The 12,861-nt window shown below is 56.5% G+C and carries 15 protein-coding genes; 7 read left to right on the top strand and 8 right to left on the bottom strand.

The window, feature by feature from the left end:
- The first annotated feature begins 45 nt into the window (after positions 1-45).
- Positions 46-852 (top strand): 5'-nucleotidase, lipoprotein e(P4) family, encoded by an 807-nt coding sequence (locus OCH02_RS09580; RefSeq protein ID WP_410001247.1) that lies wholly within the window; start codon positions 46-48, stop codon positions 850-852.
- 104 nt (positions 853-956) lie between these two features.
- Here OCH02_RS09580 and OCH02_RS09575 read toward each other — a convergent pair whose 3' ends face one another.
- The 3 genes from OCH02_RS09575 to OCH02_RS09565 form a co-directional block, all read right to left on the bottom strand.
- Entirely contained in the window at positions 957-1,475 is a 519-nt protein-coding gene (locus OCH02_RS09575) for a GNAT family N-acetyltransferase (protein ID WP_261431012.1), read from the bottom strand.
- 2 nt (positions 1,476-1,477) lie between these two features.
- A complete protein-coding gene (locus OCH02_RS09570) occupies positions 1,478-2,047 on the bottom strand; it encodes a helix-turn-helix domain-containing protein (RefSeq protein ID WP_261431346.1) in 570 nt (189 codons plus the stop codon).
- Between the two features lie 97 nt (positions 2,048-2,144).
- Positions 2,145-3,599 carry an MFS transporter gene (locus OCH02_RS09565; RefSeq protein ID WP_261431011.1) on the bottom strand — a complete coding sequence of 485 codons (1,455 nt, stop codon included), beginning with the start codon at positions 3,597-3,599 and terminating at the stop codon, positions 2,145-2,147.
- Positions 3,600-3,703: 104 nt separating this feature from the next.
- Here OCH02_RS09565 and OCH02_RS09560 point away from each other — a divergent pair, with 104 nt between their 5' ends.
- The 3 genes from OCH02_RS09560 (at position 3,704) to OCH02_RS09550 (ending at position 5,728) form a co-directional block, all read left to right on the top strand.
- Positions 3,704-4,357 (top strand): helix-turn-helix transcriptional regulator, encoded by a 654-nt coding sequence (locus OCH02_RS09560; protein ID WP_261431009.1) that lies wholly within the window; start codon positions 3,704-3,706, stop codon positions 4,355-4,357.
- Between the two features lie 168 nt (positions 4,358-4,525).
- Positions 4,526-5,449, top strand: coding sequence for a drug/metabolite exporter YedA (yedA, locus tag OCH02_RS09555; protein ID WP_261431008.1), 924 nt, complete (start codon positions 4,526-4,528; stop codon positions 5,447-5,449).
- A gap of 102 nt (positions 5,450-5,551) precedes the next feature.
- Positions 5,552-5,728: a hypothetical protein gene (locus OCH02_RS09550; protein ID WP_261089575.1), complete on the top strand. Its 177-nt coding sequence runs from the start codon at positions 5,552-5,554 to the stop codon at positions 5,726-5,728.
- Here the strand turns inward: OCH02_RS09550 and OCH02_RS09545 are convergent.
- Positions 5,716-6,627 carry a LysR family transcriptional regulator gene (locus tag OCH02_RS09545; protein ID WP_261431007.1) on the bottom strand — a complete coding sequence of 304 codons (912 nt, stop codon included), beginning with the start codon at positions 6,625-6,627 and terminating at the stop codon, positions 5,716-5,718. The genes OCH02_RS09550 and OCH02_RS09545 overlap by 13 nt on opposite strands.
- Before the next feature lie 129 nt (positions 6,628-6,756).
- Between OCH02_RS09545 and OCH02_RS09540 the strand changes: the two genes are divergently transcribed.
- The 3 genes from OCH02_RS09540 (at position 6,757) to OCH02_RS09530 (ending at position 9,080) form a co-directional block, all read left to right on the top strand.
- Complete coding sequence (locus tag OCH02_RS09540) at positions 6,757-7,491, top strand: SDR family oxidoreductase (protein ID WP_261431006.1); 735 nt, start codon at positions 6,757-6,759, stop codon at positions 7,489-7,491.
- Between the two features lie 289 nt (positions 7,492-7,780).
- Positions 7,781-8,632: a DUF3289 family protein gene (locus OCH02_RS09535; RefSeq protein ID WP_261431005.1), complete on the top strand. Its 852-nt coding sequence runs from the start codon at positions 7,781-7,783 to the stop codon at positions 8,630-8,632.
- A complete protein-coding gene (locus tag OCH02_RS09530; RefSeq protein ID WP_261431003.1) occupies positions 8,616-9,080 on the top strand; it encodes a DUF943 family protein in 465 nt (154 codons plus the stop codon). Before OCH02_RS09535 ends, OCH02_RS09530 begins: the two co-directional genes overlap by 17 nt.
- Before the next feature lie 119 nt (positions 9,081-9,199).
- On the opposite strand, the gene OCH02_RS09525 is transcribed toward OCH02_RS09530, so the two are convergent.
- The 4 genes from OCH02_RS09525 to OCH02_RS09510 are packed head-to-tail and all read right to left on the bottom strand — an operon-like array spanning position 9,200 to position 12,848.
- On the bottom strand, positions 9,200-9,979 hold the full coding sequence (locus OCH02_RS09525; RefSeq protein WP_261431345.1) for a phosphate/phosphite/phosphonate ABC transporter substrate-binding protein: 780 nt from the start codon (positions 9,977-9,979) through the stop codon (positions 9,200-9,202).
- A gap of 9 nt (positions 9,980-9,988) precedes the next feature.
- Entirely contained in the window at positions 9,989-10,759 is a 771-nt protein-coding gene (locus OCH02_RS09520) for an ABC transporter permease (protein ID WP_315899176.1), read from the bottom strand.
- Positions 10,756-11,691: an ABC transporter ATP-binding protein gene (locus tag OCH02_RS09515; protein WP_261431002.1), complete on the bottom strand. Its 936-nt coding sequence runs from the start codon at positions 11,689-11,691 to the stop codon at positions 10,756-10,758. Before OCH02_RS09515 ends, OCH02_RS09520 begins: the two co-directional genes overlap by 4 nt.
- Positions 11,688-12,848: an ABC transporter permease gene (locus OCH02_RS09510; RefSeq protein ID WP_261431001.1), complete on the bottom strand. Its 1,161-nt coding sequence runs from the start codon at positions 12,846-12,848 to the stop codon at positions 11,688-11,690. Before OCH02_RS09510 ends, OCH02_RS09515 begins: the two co-directional genes overlap by 4 nt.
- Positions 12,849-12,861 lie beyond the last annotated feature (13 nt).

Raw genomic sequence — 12,861 nt, 5'->3', positions numbered from 1 at the left:
CAAGCAGAGAGTGATTCATTTATGGCAGGAATAAATACACAGAAAATGGCCCTTGGCGCGGCCATCGGCATGGCGCTACTGACCCTGACCGGCTGCGCGCAGCCGCCAAAAACCGACCTGCAGGCCCAGCAACGCCTGGCAGATCAGTCAGTGCTGGCCCTGAACTGGTTCCAGCAGTCCGGGGAATATCAGGCGCTGTCACACCAGGCGTTCAACAGTGCCAAACTGGCCTTTGATCAGGCCAGGGCCACGCCGGGCAAGAAGAAAGCGGTGGTGGTAGATCTGGACGAAACCCTGCTGGACAACAGCCCTTATTCCGGCTGGCAGGCAAAGCAGGGCCAACCTTTCGCCGCTGCCACCTGGGCCAAATGGTCGCAGGCAGAGCAGGCCGGTGCGGTACCGGGCGCCGTGCAATTTGCCCGTTACGTCAACAGCCATCAGGGTACCATGTTCTACGTTTCCAACCGCAAGCAGTCTGAATACGCCGCCACGGTGGCCAATATGCAGAAGCTGGGCTTTACCGGCATGTCGGAAAAAACCGTGCTGCTCAGCGGTGACACCTCCAACAAACAGCCCCGCTTCGACGCCATCAAAAACGCGGGCTACGATATTGTGGTCTACGCCGGTGACAACCTGAACGACTTCGGGGCCGCGACCTACCACAAGGATAACGCACAGCGCCGGGCGTTTGTCGCCGACAACCAAAGCAAGTTCGGTACCGAATACATCGTGCTGCCGAACCCGCTGTACGGCGACTGGGAAAGTGGCATGGCGCAGGACTATAACAAGCTGACGCCGGAGCAAAAATTGCTGATACGCCAACAGGCTATCAAGGCCTGGAACGGGCAGTAGTTGGGTTAGATAGATGCTGCAGTCAGTGCCCTCACTGAGTCTATTACCCTATGGGTTTCGAGTTGCAGCCAACAACGTTGCAGCTTGAAAGACGACGGGGAAAATTACAGCAACTTATACATATAACTGGTGGCATCCAGCGCGCTGCCGTTGCTGGCGAGAGCGTATTGCGGAATGCTGCCCGCCAGTTGAAAACCCAACAGGCGATACATGCCCTCCGCCGTATCGCCTGTCAGGGTATCGAGCACCAATAAATGCCGATGCTGCTCAAGTGCGCTTTGTTGCACCTGCTGCATCAGGCTGCGGGCAATACCCCGGCGGCGAGCGTCCGGGTGCACCATCAGTTTTACCACCTCAGCCCGGTGGCGGCCGTTGTCCGGCATCGCCAGCAGCAACTGCACCGTCCCCACCACGCGCCCGGCATCGTATGCCACCAGCAGCAACCTTTCCCCACGCTCAATCGCCGGTAACAGGCTGCGCCAGAACGCCTGCGCCTGCTCCAGTGTGAACGGCATGACAAAACCAATGCTCGCCCCCTGGGCGACGCTGGCCTGCAGCATTTCGGCCAGTTCCGGGATCGCGTTTTGTGCCGCCTCGGCATTCAGTTGCTGTATCTCAATCATGATTAAGGCCTGCTGATAACAAGGGTGTAGTGGGCCGGCTCAGGGCCGGGAGCATGAAATTTTGAAGCGCCGAACAGCCGATAACGCAGGCAGTCACCCGGCTCAAGCTGGAAAGCTCTGCCCTCCAGCGTCAGTTCGAGCCGCCCTGCCAGCAGCCACAGATGGTGCTCAAGCGCATGCACCGAAGGCGCGTCATAGGCAATCACCGCCCCGGCCTCGAGTGTGCATTCAATAAATTCGGCCTTATACAGGGCAGCAGGCGGTGATACCGAACGGCGATGAAAACCACTGGCGCGATCAACCCACACCGTCTGCTGTTCACGATGCAGCAACTCCGGCGGCTCGTCCTCGACCTCGCTCAGTAGCCGCGACATGGTCAGCCCATAGGCCGAGCACAGTTTGTTTAATAATGAAGCGGTCGGGCTGGTTTCAGCGCGTTCGACCCGCGACAACGTCGCCCGGCTGATGCCGGTTTGCTGCGCCAATTCCTCCAGCGACCAGCCCTGCTGCTGGCGTAAATCAGACAGTCGCTGCGCCAGTCTGAGATCGGCACTTTCCAATCCGTTATCCATCATTAAGTCTCTGACACGAAAAATCCCATATAAGAGAAATAATCTCAAATACGGGATTCGTCAACCAGATTTTTAATTGGTGGTAACTTTTTCGCTGCTAGGACGACAGAGCCGACGAGTCTGGTACCCGCTTGTCGCTGTCGGCAACCGGCGGGGCAATCGCCGCGCAGCGCCAGGCGCTGAACACCGCCAGCAGCGGCGCCAATGCAAACAGCAGGAACAGCCAGCGTGCAGCGGAGGCCGCGCCCTGCGCCCCACCCGGCACATTCAACCCGGCCAGGTTGGCAATCATCCCGGCCAACGCAGCACCAAAGGCGGTCGCAAACAATTGCACCGTCGTGATCGACGCCCCGGCAATATCCTTATCGGCCTCAGGCGAAACCTGCAGAATACGCGTCAACAGGTGTGGCCAGCCGAAACCAATACCAAAGCCCACCAGCGTCAGGGCCATCACAATCGGCGTCAGCCCTGCCCAATGACCGCCGGAAGGTATCGGCATCAGCAGGCCCAATGCCAGTAGCCCAACCAACACCAATATCGGCCCGCTGACAATGGCCCGGCGGATGCCCGCACTGCGCCAGCCGGAACTGAGGATTTCAGATAACGTCCACCCCGCCGCCATGGTGGCTGCGATATAACCGGAAATCAGCGGGGACTGGCCGTGCAGCGTTTGCAGGAAATAAGGCACGAAGATTTCACTGGTCATGCCCACCACCAGCAAAGAAACGGTGATATACAACGAGGCCAGCGACGAACCATGATGCAAAGCCCCCTTCGGCAGAAGCCGGGCACGGGAGTGCGCTTCACGCTGTATCAGCCAGGCCATCATCAGCACTGCCAACGCAATGCCGCCAAGATTGACCCACGCGCTGTCCGCCAGGCTGCCGGCGGACACCACCATTACCGCCGTCGCCAACAGCAGTAGCTGAGCCAACGGCAGCGGTGCCGCCCGTTGCTGCGGTTTGCCTTTTGGCAGGATCAGGAAGGTAAACCCGGCGTACAGCACCATCACCGGCAACAGGATACCAAAGGCCCAGCGCCAGGCATTCAGTTCGGCAAAAATGCCGCCCACCGCCGGTCCCACCAGGGTCGCGATGCCCCACATCGCCGAAATCAACGCCATCGCCCGCGGCCATAGCTTTTGTTCAAAGACCAGATTGATCATGGCGTACGAAAGCGCGAAAATCAGCCCGCCGCCGAAGCCCTGCACGGTTCTGCCGATCAGCATCACCGGCATTGACGGCGCCAGCGCGCACAGCATTGCCCCGGCAATAAAGAACAGTGACGCCACTACGTAGGCACTGCGAGCCCCGTAACCGCTGAGTAAACGAGCCGATAATGCCGAACCCAGAATCGACGCCACCACAAACAGCGTAGTATTCCAGGCATACAGGCTCAGGCCACCAATATCCTGCACCACCGAGGGCAGAATGGTGGTGGCGACCAGAATATTGATGGCGTGCAGCGCTACGCCGAGTGAGAGCGCGATCGCACTGGCACCATTTTTACCAGAAAAGAGATCGGCCCAGCGGCTATCATCGTTGGTTATCACAGTTGTCGTCCTGTTTTCAGAGGAATGGCATTGAGTTAATCGTGATACTGCGTTAGATTTAACAAGAATTATCTTGGAATAAGAGTAGGGCGAGGCGGAGAAATATGTCAAGAATAAACTTGGAAAATAGCGGTAGTCCCGCACAATCGGTCAGTGACCGTTTGCTGACACTGTTAAAAACCCGCGGCCCACAGCAAGCTTCTGATGCAGGTAAAGTCCTTGGTACCACCGGTGAGGCCGCGCGCCAGCAGTTCGTCAAACTGGCAAAAGATGGGTTGGTTGAAGCGGTAGCGGAAACTCGCGGTGTCGGCCGTCCGGTGCAGCTCTGGCACCTGACCGCCGCAGGCAATGCCCGTTTTCCGGATACCCATTCCGAACTGACAGTACAGCTGCTGCGCACCGTTCGTGACAAGCTGGGCGAACAGGCAATCGAATTGTTGATCGACACCCGCGAGCAGGAAACGCGCATTAATTACAAACAGGCAATGGTCGGAGCCACGGATTTGCAGGAACGCGTGGCGCGCCTGACGGCGCTCCGTTGTCGCGAAGGCTACATGGCCGAATCGCGCCTACAGGAAGACGGCTCTTTTCTGCTGGTAGAAAACCACTGCCCAATTTGCGCCGCCGCCACCGTTTGCCAGGGTTTCTGCCGCGCAGAATTGAGCATTTTCACCGAGGTATTGCAGGCGCAGGTTGAACGCTCAGAACATATTCTGGCCGGTGCACGCCGCTGCGCGTACCGTATTTCATTGCTGTAACCGACACCCGGCGTAAGGCAGCCCGCAGGCTGGCGTCATCCGATGAGTAAACACCGGATAGCCAGCCCATTGCACGCTAAAAAAAGTACTGAAAAGCGTTGCTTATCCTCTGCCCAATCGGGTTTACTGAACCCTCTAATAATAACCTTCCCTGCAGAATTAAAATCCATGCCAAGCCAAAGTAGCCGTAACGTCCTGCCGTTAATCGGGGCGCTGTTCACGTTATATATTGTCTGGGGTTCGACCTATTTCGTTATTCGTCTGGGCGTCGAGAGCTGGCCGCCGCTGATGATGGCCGGTATCCGCTTCCTGGTCGCCGGTATTGTGCTGTTTGGCTTTTTAGCGCTGCGCGGCCATGCATTGCCGACGGCAAAGCAGTGGCTGGCTGCCGGCACCATTGGCATTTTGCTGCTGGCGGTGGGCAACGGCCTGGTGACGGTGGCAGAACATCAGCATGTGCCTTCCGGCATTGCCGCCGTAATGGTGGCGACGGTGCCGCTGTTCACCCTGTGTTTCAGCCTGCTGTGGGGCATGCGCAATACCAAGCTTGAGTGGGCTGGGATTGGTCTGGGATTGGTGGGGATTATATTGCTTAATACCGGTAATAATCTGGTCGGCAACCCTACCGGCGCACTGCTGATCCTGCTGGCCTCCGCCAGTTGGGCCTTTGGTTCGGTACTGGGATCGCGCATTTCTCTGCCGGCCGGGCCAATGGCCGGGGCAGCGGAAATGCTGGTGGCCGGTGTGGTGCTGCTGGTTGTCAGCCAGCTCAGCGGTGAGCGTTTGACGCAGATGCCCAGCGCCAAAGGCTTCTTTGCACTGGGTTATCTGATTGTCTTCGGTTCGATGCTGGCGATTAGCGCCTATATGTTTTTGCTGAAAAACGTACGCCCGGCGGTGGCAACCAGCTATGCCTACGTCAATCCGGTGGTAGCGGTGCTGCTCGGCATCGGCTTTGCCGGCGAATCGCTGGCCCCGCGTGAATGGGCAGCACTGGTGATTATCGTCGCGGCGGTAGTACTGGTGACCCTTGGCAAATTCCTGTTTACGCGTCCGTCCAAAGTTCAGTCGGTCGGCAGCATTAAAGAGTGACCAAAATGGCGGTCTGCCGGCCGCCATTCAAAACGATTCTTGTTTCACTTGGCAAAGAGACTATAATTCCCGCTGTTCCGGGCAACCTGCGAAATTATCCCAATGCTTAAAAAATCGTTCATTATCGTTATCTTTCTCTGTGCCTTTGGTTCACTCGGCGGCGTCTTCCTGGCCGGGCTGAATATGTACACCCGTTCCACTACGCCAAGCGAAGAAACCACCACTTCCAGCGAAGCCGCTGCCAGCGCTACCCCGGCAGCCAGCATTCAGACCAAGTGATGCGCCATCCAGTCCTGACAGCGCTGCTGTAAAAAGCGCTGCAGCAACCTGACGCGCTCCGACACCTGCGAGCGATGTGGACAAACCAGGCTGATGGGCACCGCGTCGCTTTGCCACTCCGGCAACAGCGTCACCAAACGCCCGGCCTGAATATCTGCCACCACATCAATCGCTGATTTGCGGACAATCCCGTGCCCGGCCAGCGCCCAGCGACGCGCTATTTCACCGTCATCGGTAAAGTAGCGGCCAGTCAGCGGCACCTCCGTCAATTCATCGCCTCGCCAAAAACGCCATTCTACCTGCCTGTGCCCACTGGGTTGGTAAATCAGAATGCTGTGCTGAGCAAGTTCGGCTGGCGTTTGCGGCGCGCCATGCTGCTGCAGATAAGCCGGACTGGCGCAAATCAAGCGTCGGTGCTGCGGCAGGATCGGTAGCGCCACCAGCGAAGAGTCCGCCAGTTGACCAAAACGCAGCGCAATATCCACCGGTTCACGAAACAGATCGGCATGGCGGTCATTAATCAGTAACTGCAGTTGGATATGCGGGTGTTGCCGTTGGAATTCATCAAGCCAGCCCAGCAACAGGTTGCGGCCAAAATCCGAGGGTGCGGAGATCTGCAGCACGCCGGACAACCCCTGATGTTTCTCGCGTATCGCCTGCTCGCCCTCCGCCAGCGCCCCCAAGGCCAGCCGGGCACTGTCGAGATAGCGCTGCCCTTCTTCCGTCAGGCGCAAGCTACGGGTAGAACGCACCAGCAGCCGTACCCCCAAGCGCTGTTCCAGCCTTTTAATCGCAATGCTGGCGGCCGCCGGCGTCATATCCAACGCACGCGCCGCCGCTGAAAAGCTGCCGCCCTCCACCGTACGGACAAACACTTCGAGGTCGATAAAGGATGTCATGGGTTATTCCTGCTGCGCACCAATTATTAAAATAATTTTACAAGTGTTTGCCATTTAGGCCAATTGCTCACGCATTTTCAATCAGGAATGATAGATAGCACTGAAACTCACTGAAATTGAGGCGCTATCATGACTAATCCTTCTTCTTCCCTGAACCGGCAAAAACTGGTGATCCTCGGCGGTAACAGCGGCATTGGTGCGGCAGTGGCTTATGCCGCGATAGAACGCGGGGCCAATGTGGTGTTGGCTTCCCGCCGCGTCGGCAGCATGCAGCACTATCAGCCAGCCGACGGTAGCGGTAACCTGCGGGTGATGCAGGCTGACGTGACCGATGAAAGCTCACTGAGGGCGCTGTTTGCCGAAGTCGGCGAGTTCGATCATCTGGTCTTCACTGCAGGGCCGCTGGTGCAGGCCAGACTGCTGGCGGATACCGATTTTGACGAGGCGCAGGCCAACTTCGACGTCAAACTGTGGGGCGCCCTGCGCGCCATTCAGGCGGCATTGCCCACCCTGTCGCCACAGGGCTCCATCACCCTGACCTCCGGCCAGCTGTCACGGAAATACCTCAGCGGCCAGCTGATTAAAACCGGTATCAATGCGGCACTTGAGGCCATCGGCAAGCAGTTGGCAAAAGAGTTGGCACCGCGGCGGGTTAATGTGGTGAGCCCTGGCGTCACGGCCACCGAAGCCTACGACGCCCTGAGCGCCGAGCAACGTCAGGCGATGTTTGCCAAAACCGGCGCAGGGTTGCCGGTTGGACGTGTCGGCCAGGCGGCGGAGGTGGCAGCAGGCTATGTGCTGGCGATGGAAAACGGCTTTATCACCGGCAGCATCATCGATATTGACGGCGGCGGGCTGCTGTAAGCTTACAGCGCCGTCACCCCCAGCGCAGCGGCCTGTTGTTCCAGTCCGGCGATTTTTTGGTACGCCGGTGGCATTGCAAAAGATATTACCGGAAACCCGAAAGATGATGCGTGGCATTTTGATTATGGTTCAAGAGCATAATGGTAATACCCACTTTTCCCTTGAGCGAAAACGGGCAAGAATCCGAATCCAGGTCAGAGAAACTGCGCAACATTTACACCGCCACATGTCACAACGTATTATCCCCTTGTGAAAACCCAATGGACTGCAATACAAGGAATGTATCACCATGTCTGCATTAGAGTTTCCCTGCATTATATTCAAGACCAAAAGGCAAATGGACGATTATGGTGCCGAGGATATGCGTTGCGGGGACTTATCCGAAGCGCAGTTAAAAACGCATTTTCGGCTGGTGGATGTTTCTGCCAGAGCAAATCCTTACACGCTGACAAGAATCATCCCATCTAGCCAGCCGCAGTTGATGTTTCATGGTTCCCGTGAAGAGGACGAAAAAATCACCCGGCAGGAGTGTGCCAAAATATTGTTTAATGAGTTCCGCCACCTCTCTCAGTCTTTTGCCATGTATGGTCCCTACAAATACCTGATCGAAAAGATGATCGGCCATATGCAAAGCAGCAACGGCTCTGTATTCGCCAGTATGCACCTGGACGCTGCTTTGAAAGAGCAGATACTTAACGATAGATCGCCAGATAATAGCTCACGCCTGTTGTTGAAAACAGTGTTAGATAAGCATATAGATTGGGAAGAAAAATGTTATCCCGCAGAAAAAAATCAAAAGCTAAAAGACGCTATTCTTTTTAGTAAACTGCCTAAATTTGACAGATTTGAGGATAATTTCAACGGGATGGGTATCACTGTTCATGATACTTGGGCTACACATGTCACAATAAAATCACTGTATATTGATAATGACCACTACCGTGCGATTGTACATTACAAAGTACAGGATCATTTCGGTCTGGATAGTGACGACATTTCAAAGTTTAAATTTAGCCAGTTCCGTTTTTTCCGTATCTGGTTTGTGCTTCAGCGATACAGTCAGTTTGGCTTTAATCCCTTTATGACAAATATGGAAGCCACCGTAGAAATAACCGGGAGACGCAATGAAGGCAAAAAATAAAAAAATTCTCTTTATCCTGACACTGGCTGCCTGTGCTCTGTCAGGATACTTACTCTGGTTACCGCAACGTACGGTAGAAATCATAGCCGTTCATCAACGACATGAAATCAGTTCTATATTGGTTAATAACTTCCCATTTACTGATAGGGGGAGAATATCCTGGTGGTTTAAAAATAAAGACATGCTAAAAAAACGCTACGGAGCCCCAAGACCAGATTGCGATGGAAGTTTTACTGTTATTTTTTGGGATTTTGGCGATGGATATAAAGAAGAAGGCAAGTCTGACAGACTCTGCTTTGACAAAATGAAATCAGTTAAAAACTGCATAGAAAAAGAAAGATACATGACAATTTACAAATTTAACAATGAAGAGCCTTTTTTCTCTTTCGATGGTAAAAAATATATAGCCAATCAAAAAGGAGAAATAGTAAAACTCACAGATGAGTAAATCACCGTTCATGATACTTGAGCGACAGAGATTGCAAGAAGAATGAGATAAAAGCGCGTTTACACCTCTCGACTGGCGGCAATCACCGCCCGGCTCGCCCAGGCGGGAGAACTTTAAATTTACAGCGCCGTCACCCCCAGCGCAGCGGCCTGTTGTTCCAGTCCGGCGATTTTTTGGTACGCCGAACGCGGCACCAGGCTGAAATCAGCGATCAACAGGCTGTCGCTCACCGCTTCACCCAGCATCGCCCTGGCCCCGGCGCGCAGTATTTCCAGCTGTTCCGGCGGGGTTTGTCGCGAGGTAATCAGCGGCAAACCCGGTACGCTGGCCGTTCGCCCAATAATTTTTAGCCCCGCCAGTGCCTGCGGCTGCGCCCGTTTCAACAGTTCAAGGCTGACGCAATCAACGGCGGCAATATCCGCCTGCCGATTCTGGATCAGTTTGATCGACTGATAATGCGCACCAGAGGCGATGGCGGCGCGGAAGAATTTCCCCTCCTGAGCCAGAGGGGCAATCAACGCCCGCAGGCTGTTATGGCCTGATTGCGAGTCGGTACTGTTATAGGTCGCAACCCGACCGCGAAAATCCGCCAACCGTTCACCGGGCTCATCATCGCGTACCACCAGCCAACTGCTGTATTCCGGCCCTGCACAACCCTCAACGCGATAATGATAGGTGCCAACCAGTTGCACCTGCGGCAGGCTGATGGCCAGCGGATAGCCGCAGGTTTGGCTGAGCAACAAGTCATCGCGCTGCCAGTGCTGCGCCAGATCTTGCGGCCAACTGAGCGACTCGGGCACTTGCGGTAATCCCAGTTGCAGTAACTTGCCGCGCAGCACCCGCCAGAAGGCTTCCGCCGGTTGATGTGTCACGCCGTACATCGGTAAAGATACCTGCATCATGTTCCCTTATCCCGCTGAAGAAGAAGCCACCAGCGTCTGCTGACGCCAGGCGGTGAGATGGCGTACCCAGCGCTCAAACAGCATGTCGGTAATAATCGCCAACAGGGCCACCACCACCGCGCCCTGGATCACGTAGGCAGTGTTAAAGCCGCTCAGGCCAATAATGATCGGCGATCCCAGGGTTTTGGTGCCGACGGTTGAGGCTATCGCCGCTGTACCAATATTAATGATCACCGAGGTACGGATCCCGGCGACGATCACCGGTGCCGCCAGCGGCAGTTCGACGCGCCACAGGATCTGCCGGGGACTCATCCCTACTCCCTGCGCAACCTCGCGGGTAGCGCTGGGCACCGACTCAATCCCCGCCAACGTGCCCTGCAAAATCGGCAACAAGCCATACAGCACCAGCGCGATGATCGCCGGCTGCTCACTAAACCCCATCACCGGCACCGCGATCGCCAGTACCGCCACCGGCGGAAAAGTCTGGCCCACCGCCACCAGCGTTTCTACCAATGAGCGGAACTCCTTACCGGCGCGGCGCGTTACAGCGACGCCGGCGCTGACGCCAATCACCACGGCAACCAGGCTGGAAACCGCCACCAGCAACAAATGTGCCCACACCAGTGAGATAAAGCTGTCCTGCTGATACACCGGCCGCTCCAGTTCGGGAAACCAGGCGGCAAACAGGCCATGTAAATGATTCATGCCAAACACCAGTGCCAACAACAGGGCAAAGGTCCAGGGCAGCGGATCGCGCAGCCAGCGCAGGGCACTCATGACACTGCCTTTTGGACAATCAGATCGCTAAAATGCAGCACGCCAAGCGCTTCGCCCTGTTCACCCGTCACCGGCAAACATTCGCTGCCGCGTGCCACAAACACCGACAGCGCTTCACGCAGGCTCATGGCGGCGGCAATAGGCTCCCCTTCCACATGGCCAGGCCGCACCCGTTGCGCTACCGTTTCCAGCGACAGCAGCTTGATACCGCGATCGCTGCGGCCAAAGAAATCACGCACAAAATCGTTGGCCGGTGCGGTCAACAGTTCCAGCGGCGTGCCCTGCTGCACAATGCGGCCCTGATCGAGCAACACGATGCGGTCCGCCAGTGCCAACGCTTCATCGATATCGTGCGTCACCAGTACGATGGTGCGCCCGGAAAGATGGTGGATACGTGCAATCTCTGTCTGCAACGCTGCACGGGTCACCGGATCCAGTGCGCCAAAAGGCTCGTCCATCAACAACACTTCTGGGTCGGCGGCCAACGCACGCGCCACCCCAACCCGCTGCTGCTGGCCACCAGAAAGCTGGTGCGGGTATCGACGGCGGAACAGATCCGGCTCCAGATGCAGCAGCTCCAGCAACTCGGTCACCCGATCGCGAATACGTGCACGCGGCCATTTCAGCAGTTGTGGTACGGTGGCAATGTTCTCTTCCACCGTCCAGTGCGGGAACAGGCCGATCGACTGAATGGCATACCCCATGCGGCGGCGCAGATCCTGCGGTTTGAACTTCTGGATCTCTTCGTCGGCAAAGTAAATTTTGCCCCGATCGTGCTCGATCAGTCGGTTGATCATTTTTAACGTGGTGGACTTCCCTGAGCCAGAGGTGCCGATCAGTACGGCAAATTCGCCCTTGGCAATCCGCAGCGTAAGATCGTCCACCGCGGGCTTGCCCTGAAAAATCTTGCTGACCTGATTAAACTGAATCATCGGCGTGACACTTCCAAAATTGAAACCAAAAATTTAAACAGCGAATCGACGATAACCGCCATCACGATCACCGGGATCACCCCCAGCAGCACCAGATCCAGTGCGCTGCTGAGCAGCCCCTGGAAAACGATGGCGCCAAAACCTCCGGCACCAATCAGCGCCGCCACCACCGCCATGCCGACGGTCTGCACCGCCAAAATGCGCACGCCGGTCAGGAACAGCGGCATCGCCAATGGCAGTTGCACACGCAAGAAGATCTGCCCACGCGTCAGCCCCATGCCACTGGCGGATTCAATCACGCTGGCCGGCACGCTCTGCAATCCGGCCACTACGCTGCGCACCAAAGGTAACAGCGCATACAACACCAGGGCGACAATCGCCGGCGCCATGCCAATACCGCTGACGCCGTGTTCTGCCAGCCAGGGCAGCGCCTTCGCCAACCCGGCTAATGGCGCGATCAACAAGCCGAACAGCGCAATCGACGGCACGGTCTGGATAATGTTCAGTGTAGAAAATATCGGTGTTTGTAAGCTGACAGAGCGAAAGCACAGCACCCCAAGCGGAATGCCAATCACCAACGCCGGTATCAGCGTGGCCAGCAAGATGGTCAAATGCTGCAACAGTGCGGCGTCAAATACGTCCTGCCGGTTGTAGTACTCTTTCAGCAGCGAAAGCTGATCCAGCTGATGGCTAAACAACAGCACCAGCGCAGGCAGCACGACCAGCAGGTTGCCCAAAATGCGCCACAAATGCGAGGTGGTAACGCGGGTCATGGCGTCGGCGGCCATCAGCAGGCTCAGCGCCAGCATCAACCAGCAGCCACTGCCCCAGGAAGTACGCGCCAGTTTGGATCCCTCCGACGCCAACTGTTGGGCCGCGTGCCCACTCAACCAGAAGGTCAATGCCAGCAACACCGAAGCCGTCAGCGCGGTAAGCAACGCATTGCGCCTGACCGGTGCCAACAGGCAGAGTACCGCCAGCACCAGCATGGGCACCAGCAGCCACAGCGCCGGGCCGTGCAACAGGGAAATCAGGGAAATGCTCTTGCCCGACAGCAGGCGATTGGGGGCATAGCTGAGAAACGGCAGGCCAAATGCGGCCAGCAGCAACAGGATAAGCAGCGTCAGTAATACGCGGTTTTTTACGGCAATAATCAAAGAAACTCTCCAG

The sequence above is a fragment of the Serratia quinivorans genome (assembly GCF_946227985.1).
GTDB lineage: Bacteria > Pseudomonadota > Gammaproteobacteria > Enterobacterales > Enterobacteriaceae > Serratia > Serratia quinivorans_A.
The sequence above is the reverse complement of the archived record's forward strand: the minus strand, read 5'-3'. Positions and strand labels throughout refer to the sequence as shown.